We start from the raw sequence: 15568 nt of genomic DNA on the forward strand, positions 1-15568 counted from the left end.
CAGCGGGCATCATCCGGCCGGGGGCCGTGGACGGCTCTGGTCTCTTCCGCCCGCCGAGGGAGAGGGCAGGAAAGAATGGGTCATGTGCCCCTCATGAATGCGCTTGCTAGAACACACATGTGTTTCTCCGGGCAGGAGACGCCGTTCTCAGACTGGAATCCGACGGATTTCCGAGGCGATTCGCGATGCGGAAGGGGAGGTGCGTGGCACACGCGGTGGATCCGCCGTCGTACGCGCGTGAAGGGGAGTCGTCCACCGATCATCCCTCCGTCCTGCCGGGCCGTCCCGTGACTTCTCTCCGGGCGGGTCGCGCTCCCGGCTTCCCCCGGGGCCTTCCCTCGCCTGAAGTGGACAGGGCCGCTCCGCCTTCGGGGAAGTCGGCTGACCGGTTTAGGACATTGACTTGATAGCGGATTAGTTCAATGTATTTCTTAGGGTAATGGCTGGTTTAAAAACGAGGGGGCCGAGAGACGCGGTCGGCGACGCGGAGGACGGCGACATGGGTTTCGTGAGCCGGCAATCCCGCGGACCGGCCGGCGGCGCGGAGGTGACGGCACGAATTTCGCGAGCCGATCGGCCTGCGAGCCGATCGGCCTGCGAGCCGATCGGCCGACCGGCCTGCGAGCCGACCGACCGACCGGCCGACCGGCCTGCGGGCCGGTCGGCGAGAGAAGACAGACGGAAAGGCGTGACCGATGAGAGGAGGCAGGCGGGTGCCGCCGGCCCTCTCGGTTCGAGCCGTGACCTGCAATGAAATCTATACAGATGTAATGGGATCTATATGTAGGCGTTGCCTTCGGCCGGGATCCTCCGTGAAGAGTGATGGTCTTTCGCGGAAGGGTTCTGGATCCCGGCCCGGCGGCCACCCACAGATCCCGTCTGGTGGAACGCGCAGGCCGGATGCCCGTACGCTCACGCCGATGCGGGCCGCACCGGTTCCTCCGGGTGGAGGGGCTTGCTGGCTGGAAGCTCTCCACGAGGGCGGGAGGGGTTCTTTCCGTTCCCGGTCTTTCCGGCGGGCTGAGCCGTCGGTCAGTCCGGGAAGCCCCAGCCCAGGTAGGCCTGGGCGGCACTCGTCTGCAAAGAATACTTGCCGGTGTCCTTCGGGGGGGCAGACGAATCAGCGCTCGCGGTCGTAGCATTGCCAGTGACGGCAAAAGCAGCCGTAAATAGCATGGCGAGGGCAGACAAGGCAAGACGTCGGCGCACGGGGAGACTCCTGTCGTAGGTTCTGCTGCTCAAATGATATCTTTCAAGGGGTAACGTGACTGGTCAAGACTTGGTGGGGCAGCGCATCAAAACCGTCCGTCGGCAACGCGGTTTTTCCCAAGCGCAGCTCGCCCATCCAGAACTGTCGGACAGTTACGTATCTCTCATCGAGAGTGGCAAGCGTACTCCGACCCCTGCGGTACTGGAGCTTCTGGCCGAAAAACTCGACTGTTCCCTTACGTATCTGATCAATGGTGTCACGGCCGAGCAGATGCAGGAGATCGAGCTCGCGCTCAGCTACGCGCGGCTGGCCATGGACAACGGCGAGGTCGTCGAGGCCCGCACCCGCTACGCCGAGCTCCTCGCCGACAGCGGCCTGGCGGGTCTGCCCCAGATGAGGCAGGACGCCGAGTACGGCCTGGCTCTCGCGACCGAGGCCTGCGGAGACCTGAACCAGGCGATCGCCCTGCTCAACGGGCTGCGCGAGAACGACGCGGCGGCCATGAGCCCCGAGCGTCACGTCGCGGTGGCCGTGGCGCTCTCACGCTGTTACCGCGAGAACGGAGACCTGGCCCGGGCGGTGCAGGTCCCCGAGGAGATTCTCACCGGCGCGGTCCGGCCGGTCTGGACCGACAGCCTGATGCGGCTGGGCAGTCAGCTCCTCGCCGCCTACTTCAACCGCGGCGACCTGCTCCGGGCCCGCCACTTCTCCGCTGAGATGATCGCCGCCGCCGAGCTCCTCGGCAGCCCGCAGGCGCTCACCCTGGCGCACTGGGGCGCCGCGATCGTCGCCGTCGAGAGCGGTCACGCCGACGAGGCGGTCACACATGTCGAGCGTGCCCTGGCCATCCAGTCCGAGTACGGCGATGCGCGCCGGCTGGCCCGGCTGCGCAGCGACTACGCCCAGGTCCTGCTGATCGTGCGGCCCATGGAGGCCGAGACCTGGCGCGACGTGCTGTTGAAGGTGGAGAAGGAACTGGCGGAGAGCTCCGCCAGCTCGATAGACAAGATGCGCTGCGCGATGAACCTCGTCCGGGCGGAGCTGCTGCTCGCCCGGCCCGAGCGGGCCGAGGAACACATGCGCTTCGTCTGCGACCTGCTCGACGGCATGCCGAAGTTCATGCAGGCGGAGGCCCGTCTGCTGCACGGCGAGACCCTCGCGGAGCTGGGCCTGCAGGAACAGGCCTCGCAGGAGCTGCTCGCCGGGGCGGAATGCCTGAAGCAGGTGCCGGAGACCCGCTCCAGCGCCCACGCCTGGCTGACCGCCGCCCGGGTCCTGGAGCGGATCGACGAACCGGACCGGAGCGTCGACGCCTACAAGCGGGCGCTGGCCTGCGTCGGGCTGTAGGCCGGGGCGGAAGGTCGGGACGGAAGGCCCGCGCCGAAGACAGATCGGACAGGGGGCGAGACCGCGTGGTCACCTGGGTAGCCTTGGGGTTGCCATGAAGACTTCCCCTGTCGCGGTCGCCCTCGCGCTTCTCGCCGCCCTCGTTCTCGGCACGGCCTTCGCCTCGCCGGCCCTCGCCCATGACCGGCTCAAGAGCAGCGACCCGGCCAAGGGCGCCAAGGTCGAAAGCCTGGAGGAGGTGAAGCTGACGTTCACCGCCTCGGTGCGCTTCCCGAACGTCGTCGTACGTTCCGGAGACGAGAACCACCAGGACGGCAAACCCGTCGTCGACGGCGCGGTGGTGACCCAGAAGGTCAAGGGAGATCTCCCCCCCGGTGACTACGTCATCGCCTACCGCGTCGTCTCCTCCGACGGCCACCCGATAGAGGGTGAGATTCCCTTCACCCTGCTCGGCTCCGCCTCCCCGTCGGAGTCGCCGTCACCGTCGCCGTCCGAGGCCGCCTCCGAGTCTCCGGCGGCCGCCGAAAGCCCGGTCACCGCGGAGACCTCGGCCGAGCGCACGCCGGTCGCCGCGCTCAGCCCGGCCGCCGTGCTCAGGGACGAGGGGCCCGAATCCTCGCAGGGCGTGCCCGGCTGGATGTGGATCATCGTCGGAGGCGTGACCGGCGTCGGTATCGGACTGTTCTTCAGCATGCGCAACAAGAAGCGGCCATGAGCGGGCCCGCGCGGGCCGCGCAGACGGCGCAGACGGCGCAGAGCGAGACGCCGGGGAACGCCCGGGCCGTGAAGCTCGCCCTGGCGGGTGCGGGGGCGGCCGCCGTCGCCCTGGTGATCGCCATGATCGCCGGAGGCGCCGCGACCCCGCGCATCATCCCCGGTCTGCCCGACCAGGGAGCCTTCACCCGCTGGGGGCTGCCGCTGGCGAAGCTGGCGATGGACGCGGCGGGCGTGCTCACCGTCGGCACGCTCCTGGCCGCCACGATCCTGCTCCCCAACGACAAGGGCCTGCTGGGCAAGCCCGCCCTCGGTTACGTCAAGGCCGCCTCCTGGATCGCCCTCGCCTGGGCCGGGGCCGCCGCCGCCACGATGGTGTTCAGCCTCTCCGAGGCGTTCGGGATGCCGGTGGCCGACGTGCTCGGCGGCAACGAGCTCACCAGCTTCGCCAGCCAGGTCTCCCAGGGCATCGCGCTGACCCTGGTCGTGCTCTTCTCGGTCGCGATCGCGCTCTTCGCCCGAGGGGCGATCACCGCCGGCGCGGCCGGCGGCCTGCTCATCCTCGCGCTGGTCACCCTGCTCCCGCCCGCGCTGACCGGTCACTCCGCCTCCTCACCCAACCACGACCTGGCCACCACCGGCGTCGCGGTCCACCTCGTCGTCCTCGCACTCTGGGTGGGCGGCCTCGGCGTGCTCTGCGCGCACGCGCTGCGCCGGCAGTCGCACCTGGAGATCGCCGCCGCCCGCTTCTCGACCCTGGCACTGTGGTGCTTCATCGGAGTGGGGCTGTCCGGCCTGTTCAGCGTCCTGGCCAGGCTCACCTCGGTCTCCGAGCTCCTCACCTCCGCCTACGGCCTGCTGCTGCTGGCCAAGACCGCCGCGTTCGCGCTGCTCGGCGCCGTCGGCTGGTGGCACCGCAGGCGGACCCTGCCGTTGCTCGCCGCGGGCGGCTCCGGCACCTTCATCCGCTTCGCCACCGGCGAGATCGTCGTCATGTTCGCGGCCATCGGGCTGGCCGTCGCGCTCTCCCGCACCGCGCCGCCCCCGGTGGTCCTGCCCGTCGACAGGGCCTTCGAGGTGCTCGGCTACACCATGCCGCCGGAGATCTCGCTGGCCAACCTGGTCTCGCTGTGGTGGTTCGACCTGTTCTCGGGCACGCTCATCGCCCTGCTGGCCGGTCTCTACCTCGCGGGTGTCGTGCGGCTCGCCCGGCGTGGCGACTCCTGGTCCAAGGGCCGTACGGCCGCCTGGTTCACCGGCGTGCTGATCCTGCTGATCGCCACCCAGAGCGGCGTCGCCCGCTACGCCAAGGTGCTGTTCAGCGCGCACATGGCCGAGCACATGACGCTGTCGATGATGGTGCCGATCTTCCTGGTGCTCGGTGCGCCCGTCACCCTGGCCCTGCGCGCCCTCAAGCCCGCCGCACGTAGGGGCGACCGAGGACCCCGCGAGTGGCTGACCACGATCCTGCACAGTAGGTTCGTCCGCTTCGTCACCCACCCGGCGATCGCTACCGCGATCTTCATCGTCTCCACCTACGCGCTCTACTTCACCCCGCTGTTCGCCGCCGCGATGGAGGAGCACCTCGGCCACATCGTGATGACCGTGCACTTCCTGCTCAGCGGTTCCCTGTTCTTCTGGGTGATCATCGGTGTCGATCCGGCTCCCTACCAGTTGCCGCACGTGGCCCGGCTCATCCTGCTGTTCGTGACCATGCCGTTCCACGCGTTCTTCGGCATCGCGCTGATGAGCATGACCACCGTGCTGGCCTCCGACTGGTACGACCAGCTCGGCCGGACATGGGGCGCCTCCGCGGTCGAGGATCAGCAGACCGGCGGCGCCATCGCCTGGGGGTTCGGCGAGATCCCGACGCTCATCGTGCTTCTCGCCCTGGCCTTCCAGTGGTGGCGCGCCGACGACCGCAGAGCCCGCCGAGCCGACCGCCGAGCCGACGCCGCCGCGGCCCGCACCGGCGGCAGCGGCGACGCCCAACTCGACGCCTACAACGAGTACCTGGCCAAACTCAACAAGCGCGACGGCGTTAAATAGCCGGACAGCCACGGCCTGCTATCTTCCAGCCCCGGTACGAAACATCTCCAGGTAGCCTGGTGTTTCAGGGGAGCTCGTGCTCACCGCAGCGGGCGCAGCGCTTCGTCATCGCGCGCCACGCCCAGCCACATATCCGGTCGGGGGGCCGGTGGCTGCAATGTGCATCAGGAAGGTTAAGCAGTGTCCGAGGAACTGCGCATACGTGAGGGCCGGAGCCGGAGGCTGGCCCAGGCCCTGGAGGGGTATCTCACCGAATGGTCCGAGCACACCGGGATCACCGTCGAGATCTGGGCGCTGCCCACCGGCGACGTTCCGGCCGGGATCACCAGGGCGGTGATGTCCTCGCTCGCGGAGGCGCTCACCAATGTCGAGCGGCACAGCGGCGCGCATGTCGTGGCCGTCGCCGTCACCCTCGGCCGCAGCGGTCTGCGCATGACGGTGAGTGACAACGGCATCGGCTTCTTCGGCCAGGCCGAGGGCCGGGGCATCACCGCCATGCACGCCCACTTCGACCAGGTCGGCGGCGCGCTCAGCGTCAACGGCGTTCCCGGCGCGGGAACCACGGTCACCGGAGTGGTGCCCCGCCAGGACTAGCGGTACGGCGGCGGAGCGCGTCCCGGAACCGCCGGGGTCCCGCGAGGAGGTGGCTCGCAAGGAGGGGTCCCGCAGGGAGGGCTTCCGCGAGGAGGGGTCTCGCGAGAAGGGGACCCATAGGGAGGGGTCTCGCGAGAAGGGGACCCATAGGGAGGGGTCTCGCGAGAAGGGGACCCATAGGGAGGGGTCTCGCGAGAAGGGGACCCATAGGGAGGGGTCTCGCGAGAAGGGGACCCGCCGGGATTCCGCGTCCGGCCTTCGGGTGGGGGCGCGACCCCTGAGCGAAGGGGTCAGGGAAGTGTCAGGATCTCGTGGCCGGTCTCGGTCACCAGGATGGTGTGCTCGAACTGGGCGGTCCGCTTGCGATCCTTGGTGACGGCGGTCCAGCCGTCGGGCCAGACGTCGTAGTCGATGGTGCCGAGCGTCAGCATGGGCTCGATGGTGAACGTCATGCCCGGCTCCAGTGTGACCGTCAGCGACGGGTCGTCGTAGTGAGGGACGATCAGGCCCGAGTGGAACGTGGTGCCGATGCCGTGGCCGGTGAAGTCACGGACCACGCCGTAGCCGAACCGCTTGGCATAGGCCTCGATCACGCGGCCGGCCACGTTGAGCTGCCGGCCGGGGGCGATGGCCTTGATGGCCCGGTTGGTGGCCTCGCGGGTGCGCTCGACCAGCAGTCGCGACTCCTCGTCGACGTCGCCGACCAGGAAGGTGGCGTCGGTGTCGCCGTGCACGCCCCCGATGAAGGCGGTGATGTCGATGTTGACGATGTCGCCGTCGCGCAGCACGGTGTCGTCAGGGATGCCGTGGCAGATCACCTCGTTGATCGAGGTGCACAGCGACTTGGGATATCCCCGGTAGCCGAGCGTGCTGGGATACGCTCCCCGCTCGCAGAGGAAGTCGTGGCCGATCCGGTCGAGCTCGTCGGTGGTGACGCCGGGCGCCACGTGCCTGCCGACCTCTTCGAGCGCCTGGGCCGCCAGCTTGCCCGCGACCCGCATCCGCTCGATGATCTCGGGGGTCTTGACGTCGGCCTCTCCGGTCTTCGGGGATTTCCTCCCGACATACTCCGGCCGCTGGATGTGAGAGGGAACCTTGCGGATGGGAGAGATCCGCCCGGGCTGGAGCAGTGTCGTCATGGTCCCACAGTCTAGTTGCGCTTCCCACCGGGCAGGATTGCGGCATGAGTGACCAATGGTGGTTCTGCCTGAAGCACATGGCCGTCGAACCCGACGAGGGTTGCCCGAACAAGGACCGGATGGGGCCGTATCCGACGCGCGAGGCCGCGGCCAACGCGCTGAAGACCGCGGCCGATCGGAACGAGGACTGGAAGAAGGACGATCAGGCCTGGGAGGACGACGACTGAGGCCGAACGGGCGAAGGCCCCGCACCGAACCCGGAGACCCTCCCTCACCCGACCTCCGTGATCGGTGTGCCTAGTGCTCCGTTCCTCAAAGAGTGCTCCGTTCCTCAAAGGAGGGCACGACGCGCGGCCGAAAACCTGAGGCTGTCAGGGCGGCCTGTCCGGCCTCCTGGGCCGGTGTGGATCCGTGCTTCCGATGAGGAACGTCGCACCTAGTCGGCGACCTGTGGGCCGCTGACCCGCTCCAGCAGCCTGGCCAGGCGGTCACGCAGGCCGAGGCGCCGCTCGACCTCGCCCGCGGCCATGCTCACCAGGTGCTGTGCCCCGTCGAAGGAGAAGGGGGCCCGTTCCGGGATCGTCAGCGCGTCGTGGGCCAGGCCAGCCAGTTCCGTGTCACCGCCGTCCAGGGCCAGGATCGTCGTACCGGTCCTGCGGGCGTCGCTTACCCGCTCCAGCAGCGCCTCGGGGGCGCGCTCCTCGGCCACCACGAACAGGGTCTCGCCCCGTCCGGCCTGCCGGATCCGTTCCAGCCCGACCCGCAGGTGCGCGGGCGCGCCGGGGGTGGGCGCCCAGCGGACCAGTGTCGGGGCGAGCTGGGGCAGCCCGGAGAGCCTGGCCTCGTCGCTCAGATGCGCGGTCAGGTGCCAGGGCTCCTCCTCGGGCGTGCCGACCACCAGCAGCCCGCCGACCGAGCGTGTCGCGCGCAGGGCGAGGCCGAGCTCGCGGGTCCGCTCGACCCAGCCCGTCGAAGCCAGGATCTCGCGCAGCAGTGTCACCGACCCAGCGTCCATGCGGACCATCGTGCCCCAGATACCCTGCGATGATCCCGGGAATGCGCCCCTGAGAGGATTCCGGGCAGACGATATGGTCGATGGAGTCCGATCCTGAGGGGTCGGGGACGATGAGGAGCGGTGAGTGAGCACTGATATTCCAGACGTGAGCGGAATCTCGATCGGGATCCTGGGCGGGACCGGTGACCAGGGCAAGGGGTTGGCGCGGCGGTTCGCCCTCGCCGGGCACAGCGTGCTGATCGGCTCACGCAGCGCCGAGCGGGCTCAGCAGGCGGCGGCGAGCATCGGCGGATCGGTACGCGGCGCCGACAACCCGACCGTGGCGGCCGAGGCCGACGTGGTGATCGTGGCCATTCCCTGGGACGGGCACCGTTCCACGCTGGAGTCTCTCCGTGCCGAGCTGGCCGGAAAGGTCGTCATCGACTGCGTCAACCCGCTCGGCTTCGACAAGCAGGGCGCCTACGCGCTCGCGGTCGAGGAGGGTAGCGCCGCCCAGCAGGCGGCCGCGGTCCTGCCCGACAGCCGGGTGGTCGCCGCCTTCCACCATGTCTCCGCCGTCCTGCTGCTGGACCCCGAGGTCGACAAGATCGACCTGGATGTGCTCGTACTGGGCGACGACCGTGCGGCCACCGACACCGTCCAGGCGCTGGCGAGCCGCATCTCCGGCATGCGCGGCGTGTACGGCGGTCGCCTGCGCAACGCCCACCAGGTCGAGGCGATGACCGCCAACTTCATCTCGATCAACCGCCGCTACAAGGCCCACGCCGGCCTGCGCGTCACCGACATCTAGCGCGACGGCCGGTCATCTGACGATTTCGGCTGCTCCGTAAGTCTGCGGCACCGGGGTTGAGGGAAAGCCACCTGGCGCCGGTCGTGATCGGCGCTCCCGGTGTGCGCGGGCGAGGTGGCCTCCGTCGGATCCAGCCGGCATCCTCGGCGATCCCGACGGTGTCGGTCCTGATGGTGTCGGTCCTGTTGGTGTTGATCCTGTTGCGGGCGCCGGTCTTGGCGATGGCGCTCGTCAGGTGGTCGCGCACGCGTGGCCGAGAGCCAGAGGCCGTCGAGGTGGCCTAACCGGCGTCCCGGGTCGGGGGATTCGTGCTTTTGATGACGAACATCGCACCAACCGGATCTGACAAACAGTCGGTTAACCGGACATTCTTGTCTTATGGCCGATTTTCATCCAGAAACCCGTACCGTCCACCTCCCTCAACCGCCGCTGAACGGCAGCCGCCCCATCGCGGTGCCGCTCTACCAGACCTCAGGCTTCGTCTTCGACGACCCGGCCGTCTTCGCCGACGGGATGGGCCGCCCGGACGGGGCCTTCGTCTACGGGCGCCTGTCGAACCCGACGGTCCGCTCCTTGGAGGAGGCCGTCGCCGGCCTGGAGGGCGGTGTCGGCGCCGTGGCCACCGGTTCCGGGATGGGGGCCATCAACTCCGTGCTGTTCGCGCTGCTGGAGCCCGGTGATCACCTGATCGCGCAGCAGGCGCTCTACGGCGGCACCGCCTCGATGATCAACGATCTGGAGCGGCGCTTCCGGATCTCGGTCTCCTACGTCCCCGAGGACGATCCGGCGGCGCTGCGCGCGGCGGTGCGGCCGGAGACGAAGCTCGTCTACCTGGAGACCATCGCCAACCCGGTGACCCAGGTCGCCGACCTGCCGGGCATGTGCGCCGCGGCACGCGAGGCCGGACTCGTCTCCGTGGTCGACAACACCTTCGCCTCACCGATCCTGTGCCGGCCGCTGGAGCACGGGGCCGACATCGTGGTGCACTCCACGACCAAGTATCTGAGCGGTCACACCGACGTGCTCGGCGGGATCGCCGTCTTCGCCTCCGACGAGCTGTACCGCGAGGTGTGGGCCTTCAACGTCAAGCTGGGCGCCACTGCGGACCCGTTCGCCGCCTGGCTCACCCTGCGCGGCATCCAGACACTGCCGCTACGGATGGAGCGGCACTGCTTCAACACCCGCGAGCTGGCCACCCGCCTGAACGACCACCCCGCGGTCTCCGTCGTGCACTGGCCGGGCCTGCCCTCGCACCCCTCGTACGCGCTGGCGGCCAAGCTGCTGCCCGACTTCGGAGGCGTCTTCTCCTTCGACCTGACCGGAGGCCGGGCGGCGGGCGAGCGGTTCATGAGCTCGGTGCGGCTGGCCCTGCTGGCCCCGTCCCTCGGCGGTGTCGAGACGCTCGTCCTGCACCCCGCGACCACCTCCCACCGCTCCCTGACGGCCGAGGAGCTCGCCCGGCACGGAGTCGGCGAGGGCACCGTACGGGTGGCGGTCGGCATCGAGCACATCGAGGACCTGTGGGCCGACTTCGAGCAGGCGCTCTTCTGACGATGTCCATGGCGTCTCCTAGACTGCGGCAACGGGGCCGCCGGGAGGGCAGGGGCGGCCACTTTCCGAGCCGCTTTCTGGGAAGGGGGCGCGCGTGAGCGTGTCGATCGGGGACGTGGAACGGGCCGCCGAGCGCATCGCGGGGTACGTCCGGCGCACACCGGTGGTCGAGATGTCGCCGGGGTTGTTCTTCAAGCTGGAGGGGCTGCAGCACTCGGGGTCGTTCAAGGCGCGAGGAGGTTTCAACCGGGCCCTGTCCAGCGGAGAGATCCCCGAGGCCGGGCTGATCGCGGCGAGCGGGGGCAACCACGGCCTGGCGGTGGCGTATGTGGCGCGGAGTCTCGGCGTCCAGGCGGAGATCTTCGTGCCGACGGTGTCCAGCCCGGTGAAGGTGGCCGGTCTGCGCGCGCTGGGCGCGCGGGTGACCCAGATCGGTGCCGTCTACGCCGACGCCTACGAGGCGTCCGTCAAGCGCGCGGCCGAGACCGGTGCCCTGGACGTGCACGCCTACGACCAGGTGGAGGTGGTCGCGGGGCAGGGCACGGTCGGCCTGGAGATCCTGGAGCAGACCGGGGGAGTCGACACGGTCCTCGTCGCGGTCGGCGGCGGCGGGCTCGTCGCCGGGATCACCGTCGCCCTCGACGGCCGGGCTCGCGTGGTCGCCGTCGAGCCCGAGCTCATCCCGACCCTGCACCGGGCGCTGGAGGCCGGTGAGCCGGTCGGGGTCGAGGTCACCGGGGTGGGGGCCGACGCCCTGGGCGCGAGCCGGGCGGGCGAGATCGCCTGTGAGATCACGGGCGCGGCGGGGGTACGGAGCCTTCTGGTCTCCGAGGAGGCGATCGTCGAGGCGCGGCGCGAGATGTGGCGGAACCACCGGATCGCCGCCGAGCACGCCGGCGCCGCCGCGTACGCGGCCCTGCTGTCCGGCGTCTACACCCCGGCTCCCGGGGAGCGGGTGGCCGTGGTCGTATGCGGTGCCAACACCGACCCCGCCACGCTCGCCTGACCTCGCCACGCCTGCCTGACCTCGCCACGCCGCACCCGAAACGCCCCGGCGCCGTCAGGGTTTCCCGGAGCGCCGGAGCGGCGAGGTCCGTCAGCGGTAGCTGTGCTCGGCGGAGGGGAAGGCGCCGGTCGCCACCTCGTCGGCGAAGCTGCGCACGGCCCTGTCCATCTCGTGGGCCAGGTCGAAGTACTTCTTGACGAACTTGGCCGGGCTGGCGGTCAGGCCCATCAGGTCCTGCCAGACGAGGACCTGCGCGTCGGTGCCGGGCCCGGCACCGATGCCGATCGTCGGGATCGACAGGGACGAGGTGACCCGCTCGGCCAGCTCGGCGGGAACGCACTCCAGGACCACGGCGAATGCTCCGGCGTACTCCAGGTCCTTGGCGTCGGCCATCAGCTCGTCACCCGACTGGCCGCGGCCCTGTACCCGGTAGCCGCCGAACGCGTTGACCGACTGGGGGGTCAGGCCCAGGTGGGCCATCACCGGGATGCCCGCCGAGACCAGCGCCTCGACCTGGGGGAGCACCCTCCGCCCGCCCTCAAGCTTGATCGCGTGGGCGCCGGCCTCCTTCATGAACCGGGCGGCCGTCTCCAGGGCCTGCTGGGGAGAGGCCTGGTAGGAGCCGAACGGCAGGTCGGCCACGACCATCGCGCGGGAGGAGCCACGCACCACGGCCGCGGTCAGCGGCATGAGATCGTCCACCGATACGGGCAGCGTCGAGTCGTAGCCGTACACGACCATGGCCGCCGAGTCGCCGACGAGCAGCACGGGGATGCCGGCCTCGTCGAAGACCCTGGCGGTCATCGCGTCGTAGGCGGTGACCATCGGCCACCGCTCGCCGCGCTCCTTGGCGGCGGCGACGTCGCGCACGGTGATCCTTCGGCCGGCCTGGCCGCCGTAGAGAGAGGTCGGCAGGCTGTTGGCGGAAGAGGACATGGGACCTCCAGTGAAGTCTCGAGGCGCCCCTGATGGCGTCCCCGGACGGTTCCGATGATTGCACGCGTTCGGCAGGTTCAACAGACCCGACCGGTTTGGTAATCCGACGGTGGGGGTGTGGGTGGCGTACGGCACACCCTCCGAGGTAAATCCGGTGGCGGAAGTGTCGGGGGGGTACGGCACAATGCTGACGGAGGTAAGTAATCACAATGGCTGTAGAACCTTACCGCCGCCTGTTGGCACTCCCAGGTGTGCGGTCGTTGCTGCTGGTGGGGCTGCTCGCCCGCATTCCCTCGACCGCGGTCGCCATCACGCTGACGATGCACGTCGTCGACCCCGGCGGACTCGGCCTCGGCTTCGGCGCAGCCGGTCTGGTGACCATGGCGAGCACCGTGGGCATGGCCGTCGGCTCACCCCTGGCGGGCAGGTTCGTCGACAGGCACGGCCTGCGCCCGGTGCTGGCGGTGACCACGCTCGCCCAGCTCGTCTTCTGGTCCGTCGCGTGGGCGCTGCCGTTCCCGGTACTGCTCGCGGCCGCGGTGCCCGCGGGCCTTCTCGCTCTCCCGGTGTTCAGCGTGATCAGGCAGTGCCTTACCGCGCTGGTCCCGGTCGAGCAGCGCAGAATGGGTTTCTCCCTCGACTCCATGATCGTGGAGCTCTCCTACATGGCCGGCCCCGCCCTGGCGATCGCGGGGGTGACCACCCTCGGCAGCATCGCCACCATGGGCATCGTCGCGGCAGGTCTGGTCGTCTCGGGGATGATGCTGATCGTGCTGAACCCGCCCGTCCGCTCGGCCGAGGAGCTCCGTGAACCGGTGCGGAGGGTCGCGCGCCGCCAGTGGCTCACCCCGGGCATGTTCGGACTGCTCGGCACCGTCGTCGCGGCGACCTTCGTGCTGGCCGCCACGGAGCTGTCCATGGTGGCGACGATGCAGCGGAGCGGCGACACCGCGTGGATCGGGCTGGCGATCGCCCTGTGGTGCGCCTACTCGCTGGCCGGTGGCTTCGTGTACGGAATGCTGCCTCGCGGACGCTCGCCGCTGGTCCTGATCGGAGCCATGGGGGTGCTCACCATCCCCGTCGGGCTGGTCGGCGGCGACTGGCACTGGTTGGTCCTGGCCCTGCTGCCGGCGGGCGTGCTGTGCGCTCCCGGCCTGTCCTCCTCGATCGACACCGTGAGCCGGTGGGTTCCCGCGGAGGCCCGCGGCGAGGCGATGGGACTGCACGGTACGGCGCTGCTGATCGGCGGCGCCTCCGCGGCGCCCATCGCGGGTGTGATCATCGACGGCCCCGGTCCCGGCTGGGCCTTCGCCGCCGCCGGGCTGGTCTGCGTGCTGATGGTCGGAGCCGCCGCGCCGTTCTGGCGGCGCACCGAGACCTCGATCAAGGAGCCGCTCCCGGTCGCGGCCTGAACCACTGCTCTGGGCCTCTGCTCCGGCCCGGCTCCGGCCCGGATCGCGCCCGGCCAGATCAGGATCCGGTCCCGGCCAGGATCCGGTCCCGGTCCGGACACGGCATTCTGCCCTGGCGGTTCGTGGCCGAATGTCAGTGCATGTCCTGATAGATACGAAACGCTACGGTTGCGTATCGAAAAAACCGGCGCTACGGTGATATTTCGAAACTTAGGCGTATCGAAAACGGGGTCCCCCAATGGAACAACAGCTCGGTCATCCGAGACGGTGGCAGATCCTGGGAGTGCTGGTCTTCAGCCTCCTGGCGGTCGTGCTCGACAACACCATCCTCAACGTCGCGCTGAAGACGATCGCCGACCCGGTGGAAGGCCTGGGAGCCAGCCAGAGCCAGCTGGAATGGGCGATCAACTCCTACACGCTCGTCTTCGCGGGCCTGCTGTTCACCTTCGGGGTGATCGGCGACCGTACCGGCCGCAAGCGCATGCTCATGGTGGGTATGGTCCTGTTCGGCCTGGCCTCGCTGGCCAGCGCCTACGCCCAGGACCCCATGCAGCTGATCGTCGCCCGGGCGTTCATGGGCATCGGCGGCGCCGCGATCATGCCGGCCACGCTGGCCATCATCTCCAATGTCTTCCCCCCGCAGGAGCGCGGCAAGGCGATCGGCGTCTGGGCCGGCGGCGTGGGCCTGGCCGTGGCGATCGGGCCGATCACCGGCGGCCTGCTCATCGAGCACTTCTGGTGGGGGTCGGTCTTCCTGATCAACCTGCCGATCGTGCTGGTCAGCATGGTGCTCATCAGCCTGGTCGTGCCCGAGTCGCGTGACCCGCACCCGTCCAAGCTCGACCCGGTCGGCGTGATCCTCTCCATCGTCGGTCTCGTCGCCGTCACCTACGGCATCATCCGGGGCGGCGAGCTGGCCACGATCGCCAGCGCCGAGGTGCTCGTCCCGACGATCCTCGGCGTCGTCGTGCTCGGCGTCTTCGTCTGGTACGAGCGCCGCATCGACCACCCGGCCTTCGACGTCCGCTACTTCCGCGACCCGCGCTTCGCCACCGCGGTCGGCATGGTCGGCATCGTGTTCTTCGCGATGATGGGCGCGATGTTCTTCCTGGTCTTCTACCTGCAGATCGTGCTGGGCTTCAGCGCGCTGCAGGCGGGCGCCCTGATGATCCCCTTCGCCGCCGCTCAGCTGATCTTCGCCCCGCTCAGCCAGCAGATGGCCGCGCGCTTCGGCGGCAGGCTGACCGCCACCGTCAGCATGGTCATCGTGGCCGGCGCGCTGGCCTCCTACTCGCTGATGGACCAGCACACCCCGATCCTCGTGCTGGAGATCGTGTTTTTCGTCCAGGGCGCGGCGATGGCCAACATCATGCCCCCGGCGACGACCGCGATCATGGAGGCGCTTCCCAGGGAGAAGGCGGGTGTCGGTTCGGCCATGAGCAACACCGTCCGCCAGGTGGCCGGCGCGCTCGGGGTCGCGCTTCTCGGCTCGCTGCTCTCGGCCACCTACCGCGACCAGATCGCCCCCGCGCTGACCGGTCTGCCCGAGCAGCTCAGGCACGTCGCCGGGGAGTCGCTGACCGGAACGCTCGGCGTGGCCCAGGGCCTCGGCGAGCGAGGTGCGGCGCTGATCGAACCGGCGAAGCTCGCCTTCGTCGAGGGCATGCACATCACCGCCCTCGTCTCCGCGGCCATCGCGCTGGTGGGAGCCCTGGTGGTGCTCAGGTGGCTGCCCGGCACGTCCTCCGCGACCCCCGCCCCGCAGGGTATCGATCGCGACAAGGAACCGGCAGTAGTGTAGGTGT

13 protein-coding genes are annotated in these 15568 nt (G+C 69.7%); 10 read left to right on the forward strand and 3 right to left on the reverse strand.

Features of this window, described 5'->3' with window-relative positions:
- The first annotated feature begins 1282 nt into the window (after nt 1-1282).
- The 4 genes from OG884_RS28645 (at nt 1283) to OG884_RS28660 (ending at nt 5914) form a co-directional block, all read left to right on the forward strand.
- Nucleotides 1283-2557: a helix-turn-helix domain-containing protein gene (locus OG884_RS28645; RefSeq protein ID WP_326647019.1), complete on the forward strand. Its 1275-nt coding sequence runs from the start codon at nt 1283-1285 to the stop codon at nt 2555-2557.
- 94 nt (nt 2558-2651) lie between these two features.
- Nucleotides 2652-3272, forward strand: coding sequence for a copper resistance CopC family protein (locus OG884_RS28650; protein WP_326637967.1), 621 nt, complete (start codon nt 2652-2654; stop codon nt 3270-3272).
- Nucleotides 3269-5320, forward strand: a complete 2052-nt coding sequence (locus OG884_RS28655; RefSeq protein ID WP_326637968.1) for a bifunctional copper resistance protein CopD/cytochrome c oxidase assembly protein — start codon at nt 3269-3271, stop codon at nt 5318-5320. Before OG884_RS28650 ends, OG884_RS28655 begins: the two co-directional genes overlap by 4 nt.
- 180 nt (nt 5321-5500) lie before the next feature.
- Complete coding sequence (locus OG884_RS28660) at nt 5501-5914, forward strand: sensor histidine kinase (protein ID WP_326637970.1); 414 nt, start codon at nt 5501-5503, stop codon at nt 5912-5914.
- Nucleotides 5915-6204: 290 nt separating this feature from the next.
- Here the strand turns inward: OG884_RS28660 and map are convergent, their stop codons facing one another.
- The gene (gene map / locus OG884_RS28665) at nt 6205-7053 is read right to left on the reverse strand and encodes a type I methionyl aminopeptidase (RefSeq protein WP_326637972.1); all 849 of its coding nucleotides are present in this window, start codon (nt 7051-7053) and stop codon (nt 6205-6207) included.
- Nucleotides 7054-7097: 44 nt separating this feature from the next.
- On the opposite strand from map, the gene OG884_RS28670 reads away from it, so the two are divergent.
- Nucleotides 7098-7280 (forward strand): hypothetical protein, encoded by a 183-nt coding sequence (locus OG884_RS28670; protein ID WP_326637974.1) that lies wholly within the window; start codon nt 7098-7100, stop codon nt 7278-7280.
- Nucleotides 7281-7489: 209 nt separating this feature from the next.
- Here OG884_RS28670 and OG884_RS28675 read toward each other — a convergent pair whose 3' ends face one another.
- The gene (locus OG884_RS28675; protein WP_326637976.1) at nt 7490-8068 is read right to left on the reverse strand and encodes a hypothetical protein; all 579 of its coding nucleotides are present in this window, start codon (nt 8066-8068) and stop codon (nt 7490-7492) included.
- A gap of 124 nt (nt 8069-8192) precedes the next feature.
- Here OG884_RS28675 and npdG point away from each other — a divergent pair, with 124 nt between their 5' ends.
- The 3 genes from npdG to OG884_RS28690 all read left to right on the forward strand — a co-directional run bounded on the left by npdG (nt 8193) and on the right by OG884_RS28690 (nt 11415).
- Nucleotides 8193-8858, forward strand: coding sequence for an NADPH-dependent F420 reductase (npdG, locus tag OG884_RS28680; protein WP_326637977.1), 666 nt, complete (start codon nt 8193-8195; stop codon nt 8856-8858).
- A gap of 378 nt (nt 8859-9236) precedes the next feature.
- Nucleotides 9237-10409: a trans-sulfuration enzyme family protein gene (locus tag OG884_RS28685; RefSeq protein WP_326637979.1), complete on the forward strand. Its 1173-nt coding sequence runs from the start codon at nt 9237-9239 to the stop codon at nt 10407-10409.
- A 94-nt stretch (nt 10410-10503) separates the two neighbouring features.
- The gene (locus OG884_RS28690; RefSeq protein ID WP_326637981.1) at nt 10504-11415 is read left to right on the forward strand and encodes a threonine/serine dehydratase; all 912 of its coding nucleotides are present in this window, start codon (nt 10504-10506) and stop codon (nt 11413-11415) included.
- 90 nt (nt 11416-11505) lie between these two features.
- Here the strand turns inward: OG884_RS28690 and panB are convergent, their stop codons facing one another.
- On the reverse strand, nt 11506-12351 hold the full coding sequence (gene panB, locus OG884_RS28695; RefSeq protein ID WP_326637983.1) for a 3-methyl-2-oxobutanoate hydroxymethyltransferase: 846 nt from the start codon (nt 12349-12351) through the stop codon (nt 11506-11508).
- A gap of 209 nt (nt 12352-12560) precedes the next feature.
- Between panB and OG884_RS28700 the strand changes: the two genes are divergently transcribed.
- Both OG884_RS28700 and OG884_RS28705 read left to right on the forward strand, forming a co-directional pair.
- Nucleotides 12561-13763 carry an MFS transporter gene (locus OG884_RS28700; protein ID WP_326637984.1) on the forward strand — a complete coding sequence of 401 codons (1203 nt, stop codon included), beginning with the start codon at nt 12561-12563 and terminating at the stop codon, nt 13761-13763.
- Between the two features lie 238 nt (nt 13764-14001).
- On the forward strand, nt 14002-15564 hold the full coding sequence (locus tag OG884_RS28705; RefSeq protein ID WP_326637986.1) for an MFS transporter: 1563 nt from the start codon (nt 14002-14004) through the stop codon (nt 15562-15564).
- Nucleotides 15565-15568 lie beyond the last annotated feature (4 nt).

Source organism: Streptosporangium sp. NBC_01755 (assembly GCF_035917995.1).
GTDB lineage: Bacteria > Actinomycetota > Actinomycetes > Streptosporangiales > Streptosporangiaceae > Streptosporangium.